A 25117-nucleotide genomic window follows, 5' to 3' on the forward strand; every position below is an offset into this window, starting at 1 on the left:
GGATGACACGGGACAAGCGATCCATGAGCGACAACACTCCCTCCAGCAGCCAAGACAGCACCCCCACGCCGCCCGCCGGGCAGGCTCCGCGCCGTGGTCCGCTGATCGCCATTGGCGTGGTCGCCGCCGCGCTGGTAGCCGGCGGCCTCGCCCTGGCATTCGGGCTGATTCCGGCCTTCCACTCGGCGCCGGTCGGCACCCTGGAAGCACCGGAGAGCCCGGAAGCGTCGCGCGACCTGAAACGCCCCGACGCCCTGATCGAGAGCGCCTCGCTCAGCCAGTTGCCCAAGGCGGTGCTGGAGGTGCCGCTGCTGCGCGACGTGCTGACCGAGGACTTCGTCTTCTACTACGAGAACAACGCAGATCGTCTGGGGCTGGCCGGCACGCTGCGGCGCATCGTCTACGAACATGACCTGAGCCTGAAGGACAGTGTGATCGAAGAGTTGCTCGACCAGCCGGCACAGGTTGCGCTGTGGCGCGGTGCGGACGGTCGCCTGCGTGACTTCATGGTGGTGCTGCGCCGCGGTGGCCTGGCCAAGGTGCTGGAGCCGCTGGCCAAGGTCGCCGCCGACGACAGCCAGTTGAAGAAGGTCGCCGAGATTCAGGCCAAGGGTGGCGCAACGCCGGTCTACAGCCTGCGCTATGGTGCTGAGAAGACGCTGCTGTTCATTTCCCGTGGCGACCAGATGCTGGTGCTGTCGAACCCGAAGATGCTCTTCGCCGCAGCAAGTTCCGATAGCCTGGGCGAGCCCGATGCGGCTGTCGCCAAGGACCTGGGTATCCTGCTGGATGGGGAACAGTTGTTCGCCAAGGACTTTGCCCTGGCGCCGCGCGGTGAGCTCAAGCAGCGCATTACCCTGGGCGCGAGCGTCCTGGCTATGGGCTACCAGCGTTTCATCCCGACCTTTGCCGGCGTGCGCTTCGAACAGGGCAAGGACGGCTGGCACAGCTTCCTGGCGCTCAACGAGGTCGCGCGCCAGCCAGAGCTGGACTTCACGCCGATCTGGCAGACCATGCCGATGGGCGCCAGCGCCTGCGTGGCGCTGCCGGTCACTCCCGGCCTCTATGACAATATGCTGGTACGCCTGGGCGCCGAGCAGAAGATGGCCGCCGCATTCTCCGAGCATCTTTCCGGCGCTGCTGGCCTGTGCTGGTACCCGGACTCGCGCCTGCATTCGCCGCTGCTGGCGGTGAAGCTCGATGCGCCGGCCAGCCCGGAGCTGGACGAGGAACTGGGCAAGCTGTTCGGCAGCATGATCGGTGCGTACGAGGCCCAGGTGGAGGCAGGTGCATTCCCGGTGGAGAGCCGTCCCGAGGGCGATGGCCGCCTGTGGCAGCGCCAGGTCAGCTCGCGCTTCGGCCAGTATCCGGCGAGCGAGGCGGAGAACCCCGATCAGGTGAGCGGCAATGGCTTCTTCCGCGTGAGCCTGCTGCGCGACGGCAACACCCTGCTGTTCTCCATCGACGACAAGCTGCTGGAGAAGGCGCGCAATACCCTGGCCAAGCGTTTCCCGCCGTTGTCCGATGTGCTGCCCAAGGATGCGCTGGTACCGGCCTACATCGCGCCCAAGACCCTTTCCGATCTGCTCCAGCGCGAGACCCTCGACAGCCTGCCTCAGGACATCGAGCCGGTGTTTCGCAATGCTGCCGATACGCTGCTCCTGCCACGTCTGAAGACCCTCGCGGCGAATGGTTCCTTTGCCCTGACCTTGCCAGCCGGCAGCGAGCCCAGCGGTGAGTGGCGGTGGCTGCCGTTGGAATGGAAGGCGCTGTGATCCGAAAGCCTCTGACCCTGCTCGCCGGCCTGCTGACAGCCACCTTGCTGCAGGCTGCCGAGCCCGCGCTGGACTCGCAGCAGACCCAGGTGTTCCGTGCATGGTTCGTGCGCATCGCCGAGGAGCAGTTGCGCCGCGGGCCGAACCCGCGCTGGTACCAGCAGGACTGCGCGGGCCTGGTGCGCTTTGCCGCCAACGAGGCGCTGAAAGTGCATGACGCCAAGTGGCTGCGCGCCAATGGCATGTCCAACCGCTACCTGCCACCGGAGCTCGATCTCAGCGACGAGCAGCGCCGCCTGGCACAGACCTGGCAGCAGGGGGGCGGCAAGACCGGCCCCTACGTCAATGCGATCAAGTTGATCCAGTACAACAGCCAGTTCGTCGGCCGCGACCTCAACCAGGCGCGCCCGGGCGATCTGATCTTCTTCGACCAGGGCGATGACCAGCATCTGATGATCTGGATGGGCCGCGACATCGCCTACCACACCGGCACTCGTACGGCGACCGACAACGGCATGCGTTCGGTCAGCCTGCAACAACTCATGACATGGAAGGACACCCGATGGATACCCGACGAATCCAACCCCAACTTTATCGGCGTCTATCGCTTGTCCTTCCTGACTCGATGAACGCGCTGCGCGGCATCGCCGCCGCTCTCGCCTGCGCTGGCCTGTTTGCCGTCGCGCCGGCACTTGTGCAGGCGGATGACGAGGTTCCGGCGAGCAACTACACACCGATGGCCGGCGAGTCGTTCTTTCTGCTGGCCGACAGCAGCTTCGCCTCCGACGAAGAAGCCAAGGTACGTCTCGAAGCGCCGGGCCGGGATTACCGCCGCTACAGCATGGAGCCTTACGGCGGCGCGGATATCCGTGTCTATCGCATCGACAAGCCGCTGGACTTCCTCAAGCGCCAGAAGAACCTGCACCGCGTGCTTTCCGAGGGACAGTTCAAGGGGGAGGGCCTGTCCAACACCCTCGCGTACCTGTGGGACAACTGGTACCGCAAGTCGCGTCGGGTGATGCAGCGGACCTTCTCCTATGAGTCGCGCCAGCAGGTCACCGAAGTGGTGCCCGAGCTGAAGATGGGCAACGCCATCGCCGCGCCCACGCCCTACGACGCGCAGCCACAGTACGCGCCGATTCCCGGCCTGCCGATGGTCAGCCAGTTCCGCTACCCGCTGTGGGACGCCAAGCCCATCCAGCCGCCGAAGGAAGTCAGCCTCGCCGGTTCCTCCAGCGAGTTCATCAACGTCGCGCCGGGCAACGTCTACATCCCGCTGGGCAAGCTCAAGCCGGGCCTGTACCTGGTGGAAGCGCTGGTCGGCAAGTACCGCGCCACCACCGTGGTGTTCGTCTCCAACAGCGTCGCGGTGAGCAAGATCGCCGGTAACGAGCTGCTGGTCTGGACCGCGCGTAAGCACGAAGGTACGCCGGTAGGTGGCGCCAAGGTGCTGTGGACCGACGGGCTTGGCGTGATGAGCAGCGGCAGCAGCGACGCCGACGGCCTGCTGCGCCTGCAACACGTCAGCCCCGAGCGTTCCTTCGTGATCGGCGAGGACGAGGAGGGCGGTGTCTTCGTCTCCGAGAACTTCTACTACGACAGCGAAATCTACGACACCAAGCTCTACGCCTTCACCGACCGCCCGCTGTACCGCCCGGGCGACTGGGTGTCGCTGAAGATCGTTGGCCGCGAGTTCAAGAACGCCCGCGAGTCGCAATCACCGCAGAGCGCGCCGCTGCGCCTGTCGGTGATCGACGCCGCCGGCACTACGCTGCAGACGCTGGACCTCAAGTTCGACGCCAGAAGCGGCACTCAGGGCCGCTTCCAGTTGCCACCCAATGCCGTCGCCGGCGGTTACGAACTGCGCTTCGACTACCGCGACCAGACCTACAGCAGTGCCTTCCGCGTTGCCGAGTACATCAAGCCGCACTTCGAGATTTCCCTCGACCTGGCCAAGCCGGACTTCAAGACCGGCGAGCCGGTGAAGGGCAACCTGATCCTCCTCTATCCGGACGGCAAGCCGGTGGCCAACGCACGGCTGGAGCTGAGCCTGCGTGCCCAGCAACTGTCGATGGTGGACAACGAGTTGCAGTACCTCGGCCAGTTCCCGGTGGAACTGTCGAGCACCCAGCTGACCACCGACGCCCAGGGTCGCGCCGTGCTTGACCTGCCAGCGGCTGAGAAGCCGAGCCGCTACATGCTTACGGTGTTCGCCAGCGATGGTGCCGCATACCGGGTCAAGACCAGCAAGGAAATCCTCATCGAGCGTGGCGCCGCGCGTTATCGCGTAAGCGCTCCGCAACGCTTCAGCGCCGCGGGCGACAAGGTGGAGTTCAGCTACGCCGCCGAGCAGGCGAGCCAGATCGAACCGACCACCTACCGCTGGTTGCGCCTGGAAGACCGCAGCAGCGGCAGCGGCGCGGTGGCCGACGGCAAGTTCGCCATCGCCTTCGATAAACCCGGTACCTACAGCGTCGAGCTGCGCGACAAGGCCGGCCAACTGCTGGGCGGCACCGGTCATTCGGTGAGCGGCGACGGTGTGAAAGCGGTGCCTGGCACCGTGGAGATCGTCCTCGACAAGCCCGAGTACAAGGCCGGCGAGGAAGCCCTGGCACTGATCACCTTCCCCGAGCCGGTGGACGATGCGCTGCTTTCGCTGGAGCGCGACAAGGTCGAGGCTACCGCGTTGCTGTCCAAGGGCGGCGACTGGCTGAAGCTGGAGAAGCTCAACCCCACGCAATACCGCGCCCGCATTCCGGTGAAGGCCGAGTTCTCGCCGAACCTGACCTTCTCAGTGCTCTACACCCGCAGCGGCGACTACAGCTTCCAGAACGCCGGGATCAAGGTCGCCGTGCCGCAGGTGGAGATTGCCGTAAGCACCGACAAGGAGCGCTACGAGCCGGGCGAAACGGTCACCGTGAACCTCGATACCACCTATGCCGGCAAGCCGGTGTCCAGCCGCCTGACGGTGAGTGTGGTGGACGAGATGATCTACGCGCTGCAGCCGGAGATCGCTCCGGGCATCGACCAGTTCTTCTATCACCCGCGCCGCAATAACGTGCGTACCAGCGCCAGCCTGTCGTTCATCAGCTACGACGTCGCACTGCCCGGCACGCCCAGCGCACCAGGCCGCGCCAACCGCAGCGAGCGCGGCGTGAAAGTCCTGGAACGACCGCGTCGCGAGGAAGTCGATACCGCCGCCTGGGAGCCGGAACTGCTCACCGACGCCAACGGCAAGGCCAGCTTCACCTTCCGCATGCCTGACTCCCTGACCCGCTGGCGCATTACCGCCCGAGCGATGGATGACGAAGGCCAGGTCGGCCAGAAGAAACAGTTCATCCGCTCGGAAAAGCCGCTGTACCTGAAGTGGAGCGGTCCGAAGCGCTTCCGCAGCGGCGATCAGCCGGACCTCGGCCTGTTCGTCTTCAACCAGGGCGAGCAGGACACCAAGGCCGAACTGCAGGTTCGCGCCAACGGCGTGGAAAAGACCCAGGCGCTGGAACTCAAGCGCGGCGTCAACTACATCGCGCTGCCGCAACAACCGCTGAACGATGGCGATTGGAGTGTCGAGCTGCGCCAGGAGGGCAAGGTGCGTGACAGCCTCGGCGTCCACGTCAGCCTCGTGGCCGACGGTTGGCAGGTGCTGCAAGCCAGGCCGCTGCAGGTCAACGGGCAGAACACGCCGCTGCAACTGCCGGCGGATGCGCGAGACGTGCGCTTGCGCCTGGACGACAGTGCCCAGGCGCTGCTGCGCGGCAATCTCGACTCGCTGCTGAATTACCCCTGGGGCGGCGTCGAGCAGACCGCCAGCCAGTTGCTGCCGCTGAGCATCGCCTATCCGATGCTGGCCAGCGGCGAGCCGCGGGTGCGTGACCGCCTGCGCCTGATCATGCAGACCAGCCGCCTGCGCCTGGTGCAGATGGCCGGCCCGGATGCCTACTTCACCTGGTGGGGCGGCGAAGACAACGACGCCTTCCTCACCGCCTACGCCTACTACGCCGACTGGTACGCCAGCCGCGCGCTGGAAATCCAGCTGCCGCCGGAGCACTGGCAGCGTGTGCTGGAACTGTATTCCGCACGCGCCAGCGCCACGCCGCTGCTGCAGCGCGCGCTGATCCTGGCCTTCGCCCGCGACATGAAGTTGCCGGTACAGACCCTGGTCAGCGGCCTGCTCACCGACCTGCAGAATGCTGGCAACGGCGAGGCGGCGAAGTCGGTGAACGACTTCGACAGCGACGACAGCCTGGTCATGGGTAGTCCGGATTCCGAGCTGGGCCTGGCGGTCGCCCGTGTGCTGACGGCCAGCCTCGCCGAGCAGAACAAGGTCGCGCTGCCGCAAGACTTCGCCAAGCAACTGGATGCCGCGCGCCTGAAGCTGAATACCAGCGACCAGCCCTTCGCACGCGCGGTGCAGCTCTACAGCGGCACCGTGGACGCCAACCGCGCCCGCGTACTGCTGCTGAGTCTCGCACCGCAGCAGTCCACCATCGAACGCGCCCTGGCGCTGACCTGGATGCAGCGCGCCGTGGCCGAAGCTCCGGCCGCCGAGCTGCCCAAGCCGGTGGCGGACTGGAAGGAAAAACACAGCACGACAGGCGATGCCTTCTGGCAATGGCAGGGCAAGGCAGTGCCGGCGCAGCTGGACCTCTCCGCCGCACCGTCGCGCCCGCTCAACGCTTCGATCACTTTCCGCAGTGCCGAAGCGCCAACCAGCCAGCTTCCGGTGGCCATCAAGCGTCGCCTGCTGCGCCTGGTGCCGGGCGAGGATGCCTTCGCCTTCAACGCCGAGGAGCTGGGTGACAAGCCGTTATCCAGTGACGAGCTGTACCTGGACGAAGTGACCCTGAGCACCGAACAGGCCCAGGCCTTGCGCTATGGCATGCTGGAAGTGCCGCTACCGCCTGGCGCGGACGTCGAGCGCACCACCTGGGGCCTGCAGATCAGCGGCCTGGGCGGTGTGGAGGCGACCAGCCTGGAACGCGCACGCAACGAGCCGGGCGACCTGTACTACGGCGTGCCGGTGGATACCCTGGGCGGCGAACTGCGCCTGCGTCATCTGGTGCGCTTCTCGCAGAAGGGCAACTTCGTGCTGCCACCGGCTCGCTATCAGCGTCTCTATGCGCCGCAGGAACAGGCGCTGGAGCAGCAGCCGGCGCTGGCGAAGATCAAGGTCCAGTGAATGCGCGCGCGCCTGGCCTGGCTGATTGCACTGCTTCCGTTCTGCGCCCTTGCGGCGCAGGAGCCGGCGCAGTTGGCCTGGCGCACCGCGCAGGGTGATGAGCTGCTGCGTATCGGCACACAGCAGGTAATGGGCCGCCAGCCCTTGCCCGCCGATCTACGGGCGCCGCTGGGCAGTCTCTGGAAGCTGTTCGTGTATGCCTGGTTGAGCGATACCGGGCAGCAGGAGCCGGCCTATCGCTGTCGAGGCGATGACAAGGAAGAGGTCTATTGCTGCGATACGGGACAGAGCATCGAGCGCGATGCCGCGCTGGTGAAGTCCTGCGGCCTGTATTTCCAGCCGGGTCGCCTGGGTATCGATGGCGATGTCTGGCGGCAGTACTGGCAAGCGCGCCAGGCTCCGGCCTGGGTCGCGCATCTGGACCGGTTGGCGCCACAGACCGACGTGCCGGTTGCCGAATTGCTCGATCAATTGCAGCGCCTGCCGGCCCAGGAGCAGGCACGCAAGGTACTGCTGGATGTCAGCCTTGCCGCCGATGCCGGCCGCGCGCCCGCCGCGCTGGGCGGCCGCTTGCGGGTGAAGACCTGGAGCTGGGACGAAGGAGGGAAGCGCGAAGGCGGTTTCGCCGGCTGGCTGGTGGACGGCACGCCGTTGTGGCTGGGAGGGCCTGGGACCAGCAAGACCGTCCTGGCACGTTACGGCGCGGCCATCGGCGCGGCCTTGCCGGCCCCGTGGCCGAGTGATCCGGGGCGCTGCGTGGCGGTCAGTCTGTTCAGTCGCTATCCGCTGCAGGAGGTTTACGACGTGCACGGTCGACCCGCTGCTGCCGGCGTTCTACGCGGGCGGCAGAATGTGCTGTTCACCAATGGCGTCCGGCTCGACGTTAACAGCAGCGGTGACCTGTTTCTCGAACGTAATGCCCAGGGCCCGCGCCTGACCGCGCGTTTGTCCCGTGAAGAGTACGTGGCGCGGGTACTGGATCGCGAGGCTTCCGCTACGCCACCTGAGGCAGCCAAGGCGTTGGCTGTGACCATCCGCACCTATCTGTTGCAGAACGGCGCGCCGCATGGCGATTGCCTGAGCATCGACGACAGCAGCCAGCGCCAGCGCGTGGCGCCGCGGCCGGCCAGCGAAGGCGCGCGCGGCATCGCAGCCTGGACCGCCGATCTGGTACTGGCCGGCGGTACGGTGACCTACCATAGCGACGAAGCTGGGCCGTCGCGGTTGTCCTGGCGCGATGCCCAGGCGCAGGCTGCCCAGGGGCTGCGCTACGACGCGATCCTCGCTCGCGCCTTTCCACGCACCAGCCTCAGCCGCTGGAGCAATCCCATCGCCGCCTGCCAGCCATTGCCGGACGCCGAGCGCTGGTTGCAGAAGCAGCGCAGCGTCTGGCGCTCAAGGCTGGACGGTGAGCCTGGCTACGAGGAGTTGCGCTCCTTCGCGGTCTGCCGGCTGGGTTCCGGCCGGCCCTATGTCGATCGCGAGCGCCAACGCATCTACGTGCGTGGCCTGTACTCGTTGCAGGATCGGCTCGACCTGACCCACGAATACCTGCACCTGGCCTTCCAGGCGCACCCCAATGGACAAGACGAGGGCTATGTGGAAAGCCTGGCCCGTCGCCTGATACTGGAATTATCGCCATGAAACTCGCCCGTGCCCTTCGCCTGTCCCTGTTCGCCAGCCTGATTCCGCTGGGGGCTCAGGCTGCCGAATCCCCAGTCCATATCGACGCGCCGCTGGGCGGTTGGCGAGCCGGAGATGGTGACAAGGCTGACTTCCGGCAGACGGTGAACTATCCGGCGTCCTCCGTGAACGTACGCCAGGACCAGTCCGAGGCGGCGCGCATCCGTGGCGAGATCCGTGGCTTGCCCAAAGACGGCAAGGAACCTGCCCGGCTGGTGGTGAATGGCGTGGCCATGCCGATGAAGGTCGATGGCGATGGCAGGTTCGACCGTCCGTTCGCCTTTCCGGCTGGCTCCAACAGCGTCGAGGTCATTACCCCGGATGGCCAGCAGCGCAAGCGCGTGCAGTTCTATCACGGCGGCGGTGGCGGGGAGGTTCCGGCCAAGTTGCGGGTGCTGCTGTCGTGGGATTCGGACAACACCGACCTTGACCTGCACCTGGTGACGCCGGATGGCGGGCATGTTTGGTATGGCAACCGCTCGCTGCCCAACGGGGCGGCGCAGGATGTCGACGTGACTACCGGCTATGGCCCGGAAATCATCGCCAGCCCGACTCCGCTCAAGGGGCAGTATCTGGTCTATGTGAACTACTACGGCGGCGGTTGGAGCCAGGATGACAGCTCCGGCGACGTGAATGCGGCCAAGCCGCTGACCACGGCGCAGGTGACCATAGTGACGGAGGAGGGGACGGTGAACGAGAAGCAGGAGTCCTTCCTGATCCCGATGCGTCAGCCGGGGGAGCTGACGCTGGTGAAGCGGTTCAGTTATCCGTAAGGTCCGAGAGAGGCTCTCGTAGGAGCAACTGTCTTCTATCGGGGGGCGTGTTTGCGATCTCCCTCCGCGAGAGGGAACCGTCCGTATGCTCCCCGCTCGGAACGGTCCCCTCTTCCGCTAGCGGGAGAGGGTTAGGCGGGCGCTTAGGAGCGGACAACCTCCGCTCCTGTAAAAGCCGCGCCGGATCGGGCCTATAGACGCGGGCCATGCCCACGATGAGCGGCCCTGGCGCTCTCGTGCAACGTACTGATCAGGCCTTCTGATCCGCCTGCCAGGCATCGATCACTTCCTGCGCCGCGCGGAACGCGTCGATGGCCGCCGGGACGCCCGCGTAGACCGCGCAATGCAGCAACGCTTCGCGAATCTCTTCCACTGTGCAGCCATTGTTCAGTGCGCCGCGCACGTGGCCTTTCAGCTCCTGCGGGCACTTCAGGGCGGTCAGTGCGGCGAGGGTGATCAGGCTGCGGGTCTTGCGCGGCAGGCCTTCGCGGGTCCATACGCCACCCCAGGCGTGCTCGTTGACGAAGTCCTGCAGCGGCTGGGTGAAGTCGGTAGCGTTGCCCAGGGCCCGGTCGACGAAGGCGTCGCCCATTACTTCACGGCGGACCTGTTCGCCAGCCTTGCGGTTGTCGTTGCTCATGATGATTCCTTCAGAGTCCTTCCAGGCGCACGCGGGCGGTGCCGGAGCGCAGCATGTTGAGTTGTTCGGCAGCGGCCTTGGATACGTCGATGATCCTGCCGCGGCCGAATGGTCCGCGATCGTTGATGCGCACCACGACGCTACGGCCGTTGTCGAGGTTGGTCACCTTCACCCGTGTGCCGAAGGCGAGGGTGCGATGCGCAGCGGTCAGGGCATTCTGGTCGAAGCGCTCGCCGCTGGCGGTCCTCTTGCCGTGGTGCGCCCTGCCGTAATAGGACGCGGTGCCTTCGGCACGGTAACCGCGGCCCGAGACTTCCGAATCGCTGTCGTACGACGTGGTGCTACAGCCGGCCAGCAGGGCCAGGCAGCCAACGAGGGCGAAGGGGCGCAGGCGCAGCATCGAACCTCCGGACGAAGAAACGCCGGGCAAGCCCGGCGTCATTGAAGTGTGGGCTCAACCTTCGAGCTTTTTCTTCAGCAGTTCGTTCACTTGGCCCGGGTTGGCCTTGCCCTTCGATGCTTTCATCGCCTGCCCGACGAAGAAGCCGAACATCTTGCCGCGTTTGGCTTCGTCGCTGGCGCGGTACTGTTCGACCTGCTCGGCGTTGGCTGCCAGCACTTCGTCCAGCATCTTGTCGATGGCACCGGTATCGGTGACCTGCTTCAGGCCCTTGGCTTCGATGATCTGGTCAGCCGATCCTTCGCCGGCGGCCATTGCTTCGAAGACCATCTTGGCGATCTTGCCGGAGATGGTGTTGTCCTTGATGCGCAGGATCATGCCGCCCAGGTGTTCGGCGGAAACCGGCGATTGCTCGATCTCCAGGCCGTCCTTGTTGAGCAGGCTGGACAGCTCGCCCATCACCCAGTTGGCGGCCAGCTTGGCGTCGCCGCAGATGCCTTGTACCTGCTCGAAGTAGTCGGCCATTTCGCGGCTGGCGGACAGCACGCTGGCGTCATAGGCGGACAGGCCGTACTGGCTCTCGAAACGCTCGCGCTTCTGGTCCGGCAGTTCCGGCAGGCTGGCTCGCAGGTCATCGAGGAAGCTGCGCTCGATCACTACCGGCAGAAGGTCCGGGCAGGGGAAGTAACGGTAGTCGTTGGCTTCTTCCTTGCTGCGCATGGAGCGCGTCTCGTCCTTGTTCGGATCGTACAGGCGGGTTTCCTGCACGACCTTGCCGCCGTCCTCGATCAGATCGATCTGGCGTTGCACTTCGTGGTTGATCGCCTTCTCGATGAAGCGGAAGGAGTTCACGTTCTTGATCTCGGCGCGGGTGCCGAACTCGGCCTGGCCCTTGGGCCGCACCGATACGTTGCAGTCACAGCGCAGCGAGCCTTCGGCCATGTTGCCGTCACAGATGCCGAGGTAGCGGACCAGGGCGTGAATGGCCTTCACATAGGCGACGGCCTCCTTGGCACTGCGGATGTCCGGCTCGGAGACGATCTCCAGCAGCGGAGTGCCGGCGCGGTTCAGGTCGATGCCGCTCATGCCGTGGAAGTCTTCGTGCAGGCTCTTGCCGGCGTCTTCTTCAAGGTGCGCGCGGGTGATGCCGACGCGCTTGACGGTGCCGTCTTCCAGGGTGATGTCCAGGTGACCCTTGCCAACGATGGGGTGGTCCATCTGGCTGGTCTGGTAGCCCTTGGGCAGGTCCGGGTAGAAGTAATTCTTCCGGGCGAAGACGTTGCGCTCGGCGATTTCGGCGTTGATCGCCAGGCCGAACTGGCAGGCCATGCGCACGGCCTCCTGGTTCAGCACTGGCAGGGTGCCGGGCATGGCCAGGTCGATCAGGCTGGCCTGGGTGTTCGGTTCGGCGCCGAAGGTGGTGGCGCTACCGGAGAAGATCTTCGATTGGGTGGAGAGCTGTGCGTGAATTTCCAGCCCGATCACGGTTTCCCATTGCATGTCGTAATCCTTCCTCAGAATCCAGCCGGTGCCTGTTTGTGCCAGTCGGTAACCAGTTGGTACTGGTGCGCGACATTGAGCAGGCGGCCTTCCTGGAAGTACGGCGCGAGCAGTTGGACACCCACCGGCAGGCCGTCGACGAAGCCGGCAGGCATGGACAGGCCAGGGATGCCGGCGAGGTTGGCGGTGATGGTGTAGATGTCTTCCAGATACTGTGCGACCGGATCGTTGTTCTTCTCACCCAGTTTCCAGGCCGGGTTCGGCGTGGTCGGGCCGAGGATCACGTCGACATCGGCAAAGGCATTGACGAAGTCGTTCTTGATCAGGCGGCGAATCTTCTGGGCCTTCAGGTAATAGGCGTCGTAGTAGCCGGCGGAAAGTGCGTAAGTGCCGACCATGATGCGGCGCTTCACTTCGGCACCGAAGCCTTCGGCGCGGGAGCGCTTGTAGAGGTCCTGCAGGTCCTTCGGGTTTTCGCAGCGGTAGCCGTAGCGCACGCCGTCGAAACGCGACAGGTTGGAACTGGCTTCCGCGGGCGCGATCACGTAGTAGGCCGGAATCGCATGCTGCATGTTCGGCAGGGAGATTTCCTTGACCACCGCCCCCAGTTGCTTGAGCTGCTCGACCACCTTCATCACCGCGTCGGCGATACGACTGTCCAGACCCGCGCCGAAGTACTCCTTCGGCAGGCCGATACGCAGCCCGGCCAGCGGCTTGGCGAGAGCGGCGAGGTAGTCATCCACCGGCTGGTCGACGCTGGTGGAGTCCTTCGTGTCGAATCCGGCCATGACGCCGAGCATCAGTGCGCAGTCCTCGGCGGTGCGGGCCAGCGGACCGCCCTGATCGAGGCTGGAGGCGTAGGCGATCATGCCCCAGCGCGACACGCGGCCGTAGGTCGGCTTGATGCCGGTGAGGTTGGTCAGCGCCGCCGGCTGGCGGATCGAGCCGCCGGTGTCGGTGCCGGTGGCGGCAGGAATCAGGCGCGCGGCCACGGCCGCGGCGGAGCCGCCGGAGGAGCCGCCCGGTACGCGGGTGGTGTCCCAGGGGTTCTTTACCGCGCCGTAGTGGCTGGATTCGTTGGAGGAGCCCATCGCGAACTCGTCCATGTTCAGCTTGCCCAGGCTCACGGCGCCGGCGTTGGTCAGGCGCTCGACGACGGTGGCGTCGTAGGGCGAGACGAAGGTGTCGAGAATCTTCGAGCCGCAGCTGGTGCGTACGCCCTGGGTGCAGAACAGGTCCTTGTGGGCGATCGGTGCGCCGAGCAGGGCGCCATCTTCACCTTTGGCGCGCCGTTCGTCGGCAGCCTTAGCCTGGTTCAGGGCCGCTTCTTCGGTGACGCTGATGAAACTGTTCAACTGCGGGTCGAGCTGCTGGATGCGCGCGAGCAGGGCAGTGGCCAGTTCCTGGGCGGAGAATTGCTTGTCGGCGAGTCCGCGGGCGACTTCGGCGAGGGTCAATTGATGCAGCATATGTCCGTGTCCTTAGCGCTTACTCGATGACTTTCGGGACGAGATAGAGCCCGTCTTCCACGGCTGGGGCGATGGCCTGGTAGGCATCGCGGTGGTTTTCCTCGGTGACCTCGTCGGCGCGCAGGCGCTGGGTGGCTTCCAACGGGTGCGCCAGCGGCGCGATGCCGTCGGTGTCGACCGCCTGCATGGCGTCGATCAGGCCGAGAATATTGTTGAGGGTATCGGTGGTGCGCGGAATGTCAGCTTCCTCCAGGCCCAGGCGGGCGAGGTGGGCGATCTTCTCCACGTCGGAGCGTTCAAGCGCCATCGGAGTCTCCAGCTAGAGCGGCCAGGCTCGAACTGGACCTGGCCGGACGGAATTTTGGGGCGGGGAACGGAACCCGCGGCAGACGGTCAAAGGCCGCTGGGACGGGCCTTGCGGGCCCGGAAAAGCCAGGAATCTAGCATAAATTGCCGCCTTGCCCAAAATCCCCGTCATTGTTAGAGTTTGCCGCACTTTTTTACCCGCGCATTTTTCACCCACGCGCCACCTATGGGTTTCTTTCCAATGTTCAAAAAACTGCGTGGCATGTTTTCCAGTGATCTGTCGATCGACCTGGGCACTGCCAATACCCTTATTTATGTGCGCGAGCGCGGTATCGTCCTGAACGAGCCGTCCGTGGTCGCGATCCGTAGCCACGGCAGCCAGAAGAGCGTGGTCGCCGTTGGCACCGAAGCCAAGCGCATGCTGGGCCGTACCCCGGGCAACATTGCCGCCATTCGTCCGATGAAGGACGGCGTCATCGCCGACTTCAGCGTCTGTGAAAAGATGCTGCAGTACTTCATCAACAAGGTTCACGAGAACAGCTTCCTGCAGCCCAGCCCGCGCGTGCTGATCTGCGTGCCGTGCAAATCCACCCAGGTGGAGCGCCGTGCGATCCGTGAATCGGCCCTGGGCGCCGGCGCCCGTGAGGTCTATCTGATCGAAGAGCCGATGGCGGCCGCCATCGGCGCCGGCCTGCCGGTGGAAGAGGCGCGTGGTTCGATGGTCGTCGATATCGGCGGCGGCACCACCGAGATCGCTCTGATCTCCCTCAACGGCGTGGTCTATGCCGAGTCCGTCCGCGTTGGCGGCGACCGCTTCGACGAAGCCATCGTTACCTACGTGCGCCGCAACTACGGCAGCCTGATCGGCGAATCCACCGCCGAGCGCATCAAGCAGGAAATCGGCACCGCCTTCCCGGGTGGCGAGGTCCGCGAAGTCGACGTCCGCGGCCGCAACCTGGCCGAAGGCGTACCGCGCAGCTTCACCCTCAACTCCAACGAAGTGCTCGAAGCGCTGCAGGAGTCCCTGGCCACCATCGTCCAGGCGGTCAAGAGCGCCCTGGAGCAGTCCCCGCCTGAGCTGGCTTCGGATATCGCCGAGCGCGGCCTGGTGCTGACCGGTGGCGGCGCGCTGCTGCGTGACCTGGATAAGCTGCTGGCCCAGGAAACCGGCCTGCCGGTGATCGTCGCCGAAGACCCGCTGACCTGCGTGGCTCGTGGCGGCGGCAAGGCGCTGGAAATGATGGACCGTCATTCGATGGACCTGCTTTCCACCGAATGAGGTGGTGAGCCCTGTAGAGGTCGGTTGACGTTTCGCCCATGCTGGTGAAACTTCAACCGACTTTGCACAGCTAGGAGCCGGTCATCAAACCGATATTCTCCAAAGGGCCCTCGCTGGGCGCGCGCCTGTTGGTGCTCGCCGTCCTGTCGGTCGCCTTGATGGTGGTCGATGCCCGCTTCGATTATCTGAAACCGGTACGCAGCCAGATGGGCCTCGTGCTGAGCCCTTTCTATGGTATCGCCGATTTTCCGGTTCGCGCCTGGGAAGGCGTGCGCGACCAGTTCACCAGTCGCAGCGAGCTGCTGGCCGAGAACGAGCGCCTGAAGGCCGAGCAACTGCTGATGCAGCGCCGACTGCAGAAGTTGGCAACCCTCACCGAACAGAACGTGCGCTTGCGCGAGTTGCTCAACTCCTCCGCCCTGGTCGACGACAAGGTGCTGGTGGGCGAGCTGATCGGCGTCGATCCGAACCCCTTCACCCAGCGCATCCTGATCGACAAGGGCGAGAAGGACGGCGTATTCCAGGGGCAGCCTGTGCTCGACGCCAGCGGCCTTATGGGGCAGGTGGTCGAAGTGATGCCGTACACCGCCCGCGTGCTGCTGCTGACCGATACTACCCACAGCATTCCCGTGCAGGTGAATCGCAACGGCCTGCGTGCCATCGCTGTGGGCACCGGCAACCCGGAGCGCCTGGAACTGCGCTACGTTGCCGATACCGCCGACATAAAGGAAGGCGATCTGCTGGTGAGCTCCGGCCTTGGCCAGCGCTTCCCGGCGGGCTACCCGGTAGCTACCGTCAAGGAAGTGCTGCATGACACAGGTGGGCCCTTCGCTACCATTCGTGCGGTGCCCACCGCGAAGATGAACCGCAGCCGCTACGTGCTGCTGGTATTCACCGATAGCCGTACTCCGGAGCAACGTGCCACTGACGCCGCCGAGGCGCAGGTTGAAGCCGACCGCAAGGCCGCCGAGGCAACCGCTCCCGCCCAGGCGCCCGCTGCGCCAGGCGCAACTGCGGTCTCGCCGCCAGCCCAGACACCCGCCGGCAATGGCGCGGCCCCGGCTGCTCCCGTCACGCCCGCGCCTGCTGCGCACCCTGATGCAAGGACTCGCCACTGATGGTCGCACAAGGCTCGCGAAACGGCTGGGCGATCTGGCTCAGCCTGCTCCTGGGGTTACTGCTGTCAGTAGCGCCAATGCCCAGTTTCATGGAAATCGGCCGCCCGCTGTGGCTGGCGATGTTCCTGACCTACTGGGTGCTCTATCTGCCGCACAAGGTGGGGATGCTCTCCGCCTGGGTATTCGGTCTGGCCGAGGATGTGCTGTATGGCACGTTGCTGGGACAGAACGCCCTGATTCTCAGCCTGATCATTTTCCTGGTGCTGTCTCTGCACCAGCGACTGCGGATGTTCCCTATCTGGCAGCAATGCCTGGTGTTGCTGGTGGTGTTCGGTCTCGCGCAACTGGTCCAGCTATGGCTCAGCGCGTTGACCGGCAATCGCCCGCCAACCCTGGTGTTCCTGCTGCCGGCGTTGGTCAGTGCCTTGCTCTGGCCTTGGGTCTACACGCTGCTCCGGGCCCTGCGTCTGCGCCTGAACATCAACTGAGGCCCCGCTCCGGGGCGTTTCGTCGGGGCCTGTGCATATTGTGCCGGCCCTGCGTCGGGAGTCTTTGATGTCCCAGTTGTACCTCGCTTCCAGCTCACCGCGTCGGCGCGAGCTGTTGACTCAGATTGGACTGCCGTTCCACATCGTTCCCGCTTCCATTGACGAGACACCGCTGGCCGGTGAGTCAGCCGTCGCCTACGTCGAGCGCCTGGCCCGGGGCAAGGCTCTTGCCGGCCTGCATTTCCTGGCGCAGCGCGCGGATGTCTGCGTGCTGGGCGCCGATACCGCCGTGGTGCTCGACGGGCGCATCCTCGGCAAGCCTGCCGACCGGGCCGAAGCGTTGGCGATGCTGCAGGCGTTGTCCGGCCGCGAGCACGAGGTCCTCACCGCCGTGGCGGTGGCCAATCGGGACCATTGCGAGGCGCGTGTCGTCAGCAGCCGGGTGACGTTCCGCACGGTTTCGATGGAAGAGGCCGAGCGCTATTGGGAGACTGGCGAGCCGCATGACAAAGCCGGTGGCTATGCTATCCAGGGTCTTGCTGCCGTATTCGTCAGCCGCGTAGAGGGCAGCTATAGCGCGGTGGTCGGCTTGCCTCTTTGCGAAACCGCGGCACTGCTGGCTGACTTCTCCATCCCGTGCTGGCAGTCTTGATCACGAAGTAGCGCTGCATAACTCCGGGCGCGATAAGGAAGGGCGCATGAGCGAAGAGATCCTGATCAATATCACGCCGATGGAATCGCGCGTGGCGGTGGTGGAGAACGGCGTCCTGCAGGAGGTCCACGTCGAGCGCACGCTGCGCCGCGGGATCGTCGGCAATATCTACAAGGGTAAGGTCGTGCGCGTGCTGCCGGGCATGCAGGCGGCATTCGTCGATATCGGCCTGGAGCGCGCGGCATTCATCCATGCCGCCGAGATTTCCACCCGCGAAGGCAGCGCCGTGGAGAGCATCAGCGCGTTGGTGCACGAGGGGCAGAGCCTGGTGGTGCAAGTCACCAAGGACCCGATCGGCACCAAGGGCGCGCGCCTGACGACCCATCTGTCGATCCCGTCGCGTTATCTGGTGTACATGCCGCGCACCAGCCATGTCGGGATTTCCCTGAAGATCGAGGACGAAGTCGAGCGCGAGCGTCTCAAGCAGGTCGTGGCCAACTGCGTGAAGACCGAAGGCATCGTCGAGCAGGGCGGTTTCATCTTGCGGACCGCCGCCGAAGGCGCCGGCGAGGACGAGATTCTTGCCGACATCCGCTACCTGCGCCGCCTGTGGGATCAGATCGCCGCGCAGATCCAGACCGTCGGCGCGCCAACGCTGATCTACGAGGATCTGTCGCTGGCGTTGCGCACCCTGCGTGACCTGGTCAATCCGCGAATCGAGAAGATCCGCGTCGATTCGCGGGAGAACTTCCAGAAAATCACGCAGTTCGTCGAAGAACTGATGCCGGAAATCGCCGATCGCCTGGAGCACTATCCCGGCGAGCGGCCGATCTTCGATCTCTATGGCGTCGAAGACGAGGTGCAGAAGGCGCTGGAGCGCAAGGTCCTGCTCAAGTCTGGCGGTTACCTGATCATCGACCCGACCGAGGCGATGACTACCATCGACGTCAATACCGGGGCGTTCGTCGGCCATCGCAACCTCGAGGAAACCATCTTCAAGACCAACCTCGAAGCCGCCACCGCCATCGCCCGGCAACTGCGCCTGCGCAATCTGGGCGGGATCATCATCATCGACTTCATCGACATGGAAGATGAAGAGCATCGTCGCCAGGTCCTGCGGACTCTGGAAAAGCAGCTCGAACGCGATCACGCGAAGACCAATATCATCGGTATCACCGAGTTGGGGCTCGTGCAGATGACCCGCAAACGCACCCGCGAAAGCCTGGTGCAGGTGCTCTGCGAGCCCTGCCCGAGCTGCCAGGGGCGCGGCATGCTGAAGACCCCGGAAACCATCTGCTACGAGATATTCCGCGAGATCCTCAGAGAGGCGCGGGCCTACCAGGCCGATTCCTATCTGGTGCTGGCCAACCAGAGAGTGGTCGACCGCCTGCTCGACGAGGAGTCGGGTAACGTCGCCGACCTTGAAATGTTCATCGGCCGGACTATCAAGTTCCAGGTCGAGGCCATGTACTCCCAGGAGCAGTACGACGTTGTCCTGCTGTGAGACGCAGGTACCACTGTATGTGCTCCGTGCCGATTACCGCAGAGATACAGGCGGTTGCGGAGCTTTCGAGGACGCACACTGTCAGACGCACTTCGCCATTGCATGCCCAGGGAGCCAGTTCGATGACCACATGCCTACTTTCCTGGTCTCCTGACTGATATGGGGCGCCTGATCGCTGCGTCGTTGCGCGTCGTCCTGGCGCTGCTGGCTCTGGGGCTGGTGCTGCTTGCGCTCTACGTCAGCCTCGGCCGGCAATTGGTGCCGCTGGTGGCCGAGTACCGCGATGACCTGGCACAGCAGGCCAGTACGCAGCTTGGCCTGCCGGTGACCATCGGCGCTCTGGAAGGCCACTGGCAGGATTTCAGCCCAATCATCGTGGTGCGCGATATCCAGCTCGGCGATGGCAATGATGCGCTGCGTCTGGAGCGAGTGCGCCTGACTCCGGACATTCTCGGCAGTCTGATGGCCCGCCAGCCTCGGATCGACAGTCTGGAGTTGGAAGGGCTGCACCTGACACTGCGTGAGGACGAGCACGGCCAATGGCAAGCCGACGGCCTGCCCGCCCCGGGGGGCGATACCGATCCGCGCAAGTTGATCGATCTGCTGCTGACGCCGCGTCGTTTGTCGCTGATGGACAGCCAGTTGAGCGTCCTGCCGTTCGGTGCTCAGGCTCTCTCATTGAACTATGTGGGCATGACCCTGCACAGTGGCAGCCGTCAACGCCTGGAGGCGCGCCTCAACCTGCCGGGCGGCGAGCCGGTCGCGGCGCGCCTGGAAACCAGTGTGAACCGTGACGACTGGCGGCAAAGCTCGGCCCAGGCCTACCTCAGCCTGCCGCAGACGGACTGGTCGAAGTGGTTGCCCCCGCGCCTGACTGGCGCCTGGAAGCTTTCCCAGGCCAAGGCCGGCGGTGAGTTCTGGATCACCCTCGACAAAGGAGTCCCGGACGCGGCGGTGGCTCGCCTCAACGCACCCGCGATCGATGCGGCGCTGGGCGACCAGCCGCCGGTAAGCCTGAGCGACCTGGGCGTAAGCCTCTTCTACAAGCGCAACGGTGACGATTTCGATCTGCGCATCGCCGACCTGGCGGCGAACCTGGGAGACACGCGCTGGGGCGAGGTAGAGCTGTCCCTTTCGCGTCGCATGAAGGACGAAGATCACTGGCGGCTGCAGGCCGACCGCCTCGATCTGGCCCCGCTGGGGCCGCTGATCACCTCCCTGGCACCACTGCCGGATGCCGCCTCCACCTGGCTGCGGGGGCTTAAGCCGCACGGTGTGCTGCACAACGTGAATTTCGATTACTGGCCGCAGCGCGAAGGCGCCGGGCGTGTCGCCTATGCCACCAATCTGGAGAAGGTCGGCGTCGCCGCCTTCCACGACGTGCCGGCGGTAGAAAACGTCGACGGTACGTTCACCGGTAACCTCGGCGGCGGTCAGCTCGATGCGTCCGCCAAGGACTTCATGCTCCACCTGGCGACCCTGTTTCCCGAGCCCTGGCGCTACCGTACCGCCCATGCGCGGATGTTCTTCCAGCTCAACGACGAGGCGTTCACGCTTGGCAGCCACCTGATGAAGGTCGAGGGCGAGGAGGGCTCCATCGCCGGCGATATGTTGATCCGTCTGATGCGCGATCCGGCGAAGGAGGACTACATGGACCTGCGCGTCGGCATGAGCAACGGTGACGCGCGCTTCACCGGCAAGTACCTGCCGACCGTCATTCCGCAGATGAGCAAGGACCTCGCAGCCTGGCTCAAGGGCTCGATCAAGAGCGGGCGTATCGAGCAGGGCTATTTCCTCTGGCAGGGTTCGTTGCAGAAGGGCTCCGCGCCCGAGGCACACGCCATGAGCCTGTACTTCAAGGTGCACGACGGGGTGCTTGACTACCAGCCGGGCTGGCCGGGACTGAGCAAGGCCGAAGGCGAGGTTCGGGTCGAGGACAGTGGCGTCAGCATCAATGCCAGTTCCGGGCAGATTCTGAAGAGCCAGGTGCGCGATGTTTCGGTGGAAATTCCCCACGTGCCGAGCGGCGAGGTATCCCACCTGCATGTGGACGGCGACATCGACAGCAGCCTTGGCGACGGCCTGAAGATTCTCCAGGAGTCCCCCATCGGAGCCCAACATACCTTCGTGGGATGGCAGGGCGAGGGTGACCTGGAGGGACATCTCAAACTGGATATTCCGCTGGCCAAGGACCAGGCCCGCCAGGCGCGGGTGATCGTCGACTTCGCCACAGAGTCGGCGCGTCTGAAGATCGCCAGCCCCGAGCTCAACCTGGAGCAGCTCAAGGGCAAGTTCCGCTACGACACCGACAGTGGGCTGAGTGCGCAGAGCGTTTCGGCCCTGGCACTGGGGACCCGCGTCACCGGCAGCATTCGCGCTGAAGGGCGTAACGGCAATCCGCGCACTCGCGTGCTGGTTGGCGGGCAGATGCCGATGAAAACGCTGTTGGACTGGGGCAAGGTCCAGAAGCAATTGCCGGTGGATGGTCGCATCCCGTTCCAGTTGAACCTGCTGCTGGACGGCAAGGACAGCCAGTTGCAGGTCGCTTCCAACCTTCAGGGCGTAACCATCGACTTACCGGCACCGTTCGGCAAGACCGCCGCCGAGACACGCACCGCGGAGTGGCGCATGACGCTCGATGGCACCGAGCGCCGCTACTGGGCGACCTATGGCGATCGCGCGAGCCTGGCCTATGCCGCGCCTGCCGACAAGCCGCTCACCGGGCGTGGCGTGTTGCGCCTGGGTGGCGATCCGGCGGTGCTGCCGAGCTGGAATGGCGTGCAAGTGCGGGGGCGCATTGATGAAGTGGACGCCGACGCCTGGCAGGCCGTAATGAAGAAGTATGCCAACGCCGGCGTCGAAGGCGCCGCAGGGCTGCTGCGTGGCGCCGATCTGCAGATCGGCCGCTTCAAGGGCTTCGGCCAGAGCCTGGAGAATCTCAGCGTCGATCTCACCCGGGTCGATAGCAGTTGGCAGTTGGGGCTGGTTAGCTCCCTGGCTTCAGGCAAGGTCACCGTTCCTGACGGCAAGGCCAGGCCGATCCAGATCCAGCTCGACCGGATCGATCTGCCGAAGGGGGAAGCCATCGATGCGCCGGAGGCGGGCGATGCACCCGATCCGATGGCCAACATCGACCCGCGCTCCCTGCCGGCGATGGATGTGTCGATTCGTCAGGTGCTCAAGGGTGGCAAGCCGGTGGGGGCCTGGAGCTTCAATGTCCGGCCGACGCCGACCGGCACCAGCTTCAACGATGTGGAGCTGGATCTGCGTGGGCTTGCGGTCAAGGGCACTCTGCGCTGGGATGGCCTGGCCGGCTCCTCGCGCAGCAGCTTCGACGGACGCCTGGAAGGCAAGAACCTGGCCGACGTGCTGACCGCCTGGGATTTCGCTCCCAGCGTTACCAGCGAGCGCTTCCGCGTCGATATCAACGGCAACTGGCCGGGGTCGCCGGCGGCGCTGAACCTGCGGCGGTTTGGCGGCACGATAGACGCGAACCTGCGCAAGGGACAGTTCGTCGAAGTCGAAGGCGGCGCCAATGCGCTCAGGGTTTTCGGCCTGCTCAACTTCAACGCCATCAACCGCCGGCTGCGCCTGGATTTTTCCGACCTGCTGGGCAAGGGGCTCAGTTACGACAGAGTGAAGGGCGTGCTGACCGCTACCGATGGCGTCTACTTCACCCGCGAACCAATACGCCTGGATGGACCGTCGAGCAATCTCGAACTCAACGGCAAGCTCGACATGGCCCATGACCAGATCGATGCGAAGCTGCTGGTCACGTTACCGGTCACCAACAATCTGCCGCTTGCGGCGCTGATCGTCGGAGCGCCGGCGGTGGGCGGTGCTCTGTTCGTGGTGGACAAGCTGCTGGGCGACAAGGTGGCGCGTTTCGCGAGCGTGCAGTACAGCGTGAAGGGGCCTTGGCAGAGTCCGGCCATCAGCTTCGAGAAACCCTTCGAAAAACCCCATTGAGCAGAGTCTGCGAGCATCGGTTAGCATGACCTTTGCACCCAGCCGGAGCCGGCCTTAGTCATGTCTATCGCAGTTATCCAGATGGTCAGCCAGGACGATGTCCTGGCCAATCTCGCAGCCGCCCGTCGCCTGCTCGAACAAGCGGCCCGTGACGGCGCGCAGTTGGCCGTGCTGCCGGAAAACTTCGCTGCGATGGGCCGCCGCGATCTTGCCGACCTTGGCCGCGCCGAGGCGCAAGGCGTGGGGCCGATCCTGCCCTGGTTGAAAAGCACCGCCCGTGACCTCAGGTTGTGGATAGTCGGTGGAACTCTGCCGCTGCCGCCTGCCGGTCTGCCGGAGGCCAAGGCCAACGCCTGTTCGCTGCTGATCGACGATCAGGGTGAGATAGCCGCCCGTTATGACAAGCTGCACCTGTTCGATGTGGATGTCGCTGACGCTCGTGGCCGTTACCGTGAGTCCGACGATTACGCCTTCGGCCAGCGGGTGGTGGTGGCTGATACGCCGGTAGGGCGCCTGGGGCTGACTGTCTGCTACGACCTGCGCTTTCCCGAACTCTATACGGCACTGCGTGAAGCCGGTGCCGAACTGATCAGCGCCCCTTCGGCCTTTACCGCGGTGACTGGCGCGGCGCACTGGGAAGTGCTGATTCGCGCCCGTGCCATAGAAACCCAGTGCTATCTCCTGGCGGCAGGTCAGGGTGGCAGTCATCCACGCGGTCGGGAGACCTGGGGGCAATCGGCGATCATCGATCCCTGGGGGCGTATCCTGGCCGAACAGGCCAAGGGTGAGGCCGTTCTGCTGGCCGAGCGTGACGGCGACGAGCAGGCGGCGGTCCGGCAGCGTATGCCGATTGCCCGGCACAGACGATTTTTCCCGCCGGTCGAACCGCGACCGGCGCGTACGGAGTAGATATGAGCGAACTGTTGTCATCCGTCAGCCAGCACCTGCTGGCCCCCGGCGGCCTGGATATCGACCAGTTGTCGCCGGTGCTGCATGAGCTCAGCGGCCCGGGCATCGATGCCGCCGACCTGTACTTCCAGAGCCAGGTCTCCGAGTCCTGGATGCTGGAGGACGGTATCGTCAAGGAAGGCAGCTTTCATATGGACCAGGGGGTTGGCGTGCGTGCGCAATCCGGTGAGAAGACCGGCTTTGCCTATAGCAACGCGATCACCCATGACGCGCTGATCCAGGCTGCCCGCGCCGCGCGCTCGATTTCCCGCGCCGGCCAGAATGGCCGCGTGCAGGCGTTCAACGCGGTGGTGCCGCAGCGACTCTATGCCGGTGAGAACCCGCTGGATGTCATGAGCCGAGCCGAGAAGGTGGAGCTGCTACAGAAGATCGATGCCGCCACGCGTGCCCTCGACCCGCGCATCCAGCAGGTCACCGTTAGCCTTGCCGGTGTCTGGGACCAGGTGCTGATTGCAGCGGCGGATGGCTCGCTCGCAGCGGACATCCGCCCGCTGGTGCGCTTCAACGTCAGTGTCATCGTCGAGCAGAACGGTCGCCGCGAGCGCGGCGGCCACGGCGGTGGCGGTCGCACGGACTATCGCTACTTCCTGCAGGAAGACCGTGCCATGAGCTACGCCCGCGAAGCGCTGCGCCAGGCGCTGGTGAACCTGGAAGCGGTCCCCGCCCCGGCCGGCAGCCTGCCGGTGGTGATGGGGGCCGGCTGGTCCGGTGTGCTGCTGCACGAGGCCGTGGGGCACGGTCTGGAAGGCGACTTCAATCGCAAGGGCAGCTCGAACTACAGCGGCCGCATGGGGGAGAAAGTTGCTTCCAGCCTCTGCACCATCGTCGACGATGGCACTCTGCCGGGGCGTCGTGGGTCGCTGTCGGTGGACGACGAGGGCACGCCGACCAACTACAACGTGCTGATCGAGAATGGTGTGCTCAAGGGTTACATGCAGGACAAGCTGAACGCCCGCCTGATGGGCGTGGCGCGCACCGGCAATGGGCGTCGCGAGTCCTATGCGCATCTGCCGATGCCGCGTATGACCAACACCTACATGTTGGCCGGGCAGAGCGATCCTGAAGAAATCATCGCCAGCGTCGAGCGTGGAATCTACTGCGCCAACCTCGGCGGCGGCCAGGTGGACATCACCAGTGGCAAGTTCGTTTTCGCCACCAGCGAAGCCTATCTGATCGAGAACGGCAAGATCACTCGTCCAGTGAAGGGCGCGACCCTGATCGGCAACGGCCCGGAAGTGATGAGCCGGGTGTCGATGGTCGGTAACGACCTGGCGCTGGACAGCGGTGTCGGCACGTGCGGCAAGGACGGCCAGTCCGTGCCGGTCGGTGTCGGCCAGCCGACCCTGAAGATCGACGCGATCACCGTCGGCGGCACGGGCGCCTGAGGTTGTTGCGGGTAATGCTGGATGGGAA

At 65.1% G+C, this 25117-nt stretch carries 18 protein-coding genes; 13 read left to right on the forward strand and 5 right to left on the reverse strand.

Going from position 1 to position 25117, the window contains the following annotated elements; translation table 11 throughout:
- Positions 1 to 23 precede the first annotated feature (23 nt).
- From OU419_RS05385 to OU419_RS05405, 5 genes are read left to right on the forward strand one after another with little or no spacing between them, the layout of a single operon-like run.
- Positions 24 to 1775: a DUF2138 domain-containing protein gene (locus tag OU419_RS05385; protein WP_254471026.1), complete on the forward strand. Its 1752-nt coding sequence runs from the start codon at positions 24 to 26 to the stop codon at positions 1773 to 1775.
- A complete protein-coding gene (locus OU419_RS05390; protein WP_254471397.1) occupies positions 1760 to 2404 on the forward strand; it encodes a DUF1175 domain-containing protein in 645 nt (214 codons plus the stop codon). Before OU419_RS05385 ends, OU419_RS05390 begins: the two co-directional genes overlap by 16 nt.
- The gene (locus OU419_RS05395) at positions 2401 to 6954 is read left to right on the forward strand and encodes an alpha-2-macroglobulin family protein (protein ID WP_254471025.1); all 4554 of its coding nucleotides are present in this window, start codon (positions 2401 to 2403) and stop codon (positions 6952 to 6954) included. Before OU419_RS05390 ends, OU419_RS05395 begins: the two co-directional genes overlap by 4 nt.
- The gene (locus OU419_RS05400) at positions 6955 to 8598 is read left to right on the forward strand and encodes a DUF2300 domain-containing protein (protein ID WP_254471024.1); all 1644 of its coding nucleotides are present in this window, start codon (positions 6955 to 6957) and stop codon (positions 8596 to 8598) included. It abuts the gene before it with no gap.
- The gene (locus OU419_RS05405; protein WP_254471023.1) at positions 8595 to 9410 is read left to right on the forward strand and encodes a YfaP family protein; all 816 of its coding nucleotides are present in this window, start codon (positions 8595 to 8597) and stop codon (positions 9408 to 9410) included. The genes OU419_RS05400 and OU419_RS05405 overlap by 4 nt, the downstream gene beginning before the upstream one ends.
- Positions 9411 to 9660: 250 nt before the next feature.
- Here the strand turns inward: OU419_RS05405 and OU419_RS05410 are convergent, their stop codons facing one another.
- The 5 genes from OU419_RS05410 to gatC are packed head-to-tail and all read right to left on the reverse strand — an operon-like array spanning position 9661 to position 13726.
- The gene (locus tag OU419_RS05410) at positions 9661 to 10050 is read right to left on the reverse strand and encodes a carboxymuconolactone decarboxylase family protein (RefSeq protein ID WP_254471022.1); all 390 of its coding nucleotides are present in this window, start codon (positions 10048 to 10050) and stop codon (positions 9661 to 9663) included.
- 10 nt (positions 10051 to 10060) lie between these two features.
- On the reverse strand, positions 10061 to 10450 hold the full coding sequence (locus OU419_RS05415) for a septal ring lytic transglycosylase RlpA family protein (RefSeq protein ID WP_254471021.1): 390 nt from the start codon (positions 10448 to 10450) through the stop codon (positions 10061 to 10063).
- A 54-nt stretch (positions 10451 to 10504) separates the two neighbouring features.
- A complete protein-coding gene (gatB, locus tag OU419_RS05420) occupies positions 10505 to 11950 on the reverse strand; it encodes an Asp-tRNA(Asn)/Glu-tRNA(Gln) amidotransferase subunit GatB (protein ID WP_254471020.1) in 1446 nt (481 codons plus the stop codon).
- 14 nt (positions 11951 to 11964) lie between these two features.
- Positions 11965 to 13419: an Asp-tRNA(Asn)/Glu-tRNA(Gln) amidotransferase subunit GatA gene (gene gatA, locus OU419_RS05425; protein ID WP_254471019.1), complete on the reverse strand. Its 1455-nt coding sequence runs from the start codon at positions 13417 to 13419 to the stop codon at positions 11965 to 11967.
- Positions 13420 to 13438: 19 nt separating this feature from the next.
- The gene (gatC, locus tag OU419_RS05430; protein ID WP_254471018.1) at positions 13439 to 13726 is read right to left on the reverse strand and encodes an Asp-tRNA(Asn)/Glu-tRNA(Gln) amidotransferase subunit GatC; all 288 of its coding nucleotides are present in this window, start codon (positions 13724 to 13726) and stop codon (positions 13439 to 13441) included.
- A gap of 240 nt (positions 13727 to 13966) precedes the next feature.
- Between gatC and mreB the strand changes: the two genes are divergently transcribed.
- The 8 genes from mreB (at position 13967) to tldD (ending at position 25089) form a co-directional block, all read left to right on the forward strand.
- A complete protein-coding gene (mreB, locus tag OU419_RS05435; protein ID WP_017518164.1) occupies positions 13967 to 15004 on the forward strand; it encodes a rod shape-determining protein MreB in 1038 nt (345 codons plus the stop codon).
- Between the two features lie 131 nt (positions 15005 to 15135).
- The gene (gene mreC, locus OU419_RS05440) at positions 15136 to 16122 is read left to right on the forward strand and encodes a rod shape-determining protein MreC (RefSeq protein ID WP_254471396.1); all 987 of its coding nucleotides are present in this window, start codon (positions 15136 to 15138) and stop codon (positions 16120 to 16122) included.
- Positions 16122 to 16610: a rod shape-determining protein MreD gene (mreD, locus tag OU419_RS05445; RefSeq protein WP_254471017.1), complete on the forward strand. Its 489-nt coding sequence runs from the start codon at positions 16122 to 16124 to the stop codon at positions 16608 to 16610. The genes mreC and mreD overlap by 1 nt, the downstream gene beginning before the upstream one ends.
- 67 nt (positions 16611 to 16677) lie before the next feature.
- Complete coding sequence (locus tag OU419_RS05450) at positions 16678 to 17262, forward strand: Maf family protein (RefSeq protein WP_254471016.1); 585 nt, start codon at positions 16678 to 16680, stop codon at positions 17260 to 17262.
- A 46-nt stretch (positions 17263 to 17308) separates the two neighbouring features.
- Complete coding sequence (gene rng / locus OU419_RS05455) at positions 17309 to 18766, forward strand: ribonuclease G (protein ID WP_254471015.1); 1458 nt, start codon at positions 17309 to 17311, stop codon at positions 18764 to 18766.
- A 150-nt stretch (positions 18767 to 18916) separates the two neighbouring features.
- Positions 18917 to 22735, forward strand: coding sequence for a YhdP family protein (locus tag OU419_RS05460; protein WP_408004948.1), 3819 nt, complete (start codon positions 18917 to 18919; stop codon positions 22733 to 22735).
- A gap of 60 nt (positions 22736 to 22795) precedes the next feature.
- Positions 22796 to 23644, forward strand: coding sequence for a carbon-nitrogen hydrolase family protein (locus OU419_RS05465; RefSeq protein WP_254471013.1), 849 nt, complete (start codon positions 22796 to 22798; stop codon positions 23642 to 23644).
- A gap of 2 nt (positions 23645 to 23646) precedes the next feature.
- Positions 23647 to 25089: a metalloprotease TldD gene (tldD, locus tag OU419_RS05470; protein ID WP_254471012.1), complete on the forward strand. Its 1443-nt coding sequence runs from the start codon at positions 23647 to 23649 to the stop codon at positions 25087 to 25089.
- The last annotated feature ends 28 nt before the right edge of the window (positions 25090 to 25117 follow it).

The organism is Pseudomonas triclosanedens, assembly GCF_026686735.1.
GTDB lineage: Bacteria > Pseudomonadota > Gammaproteobacteria > Pseudomonadales > Pseudomonadaceae > Pseudomonas > Pseudomonas triclosanedens.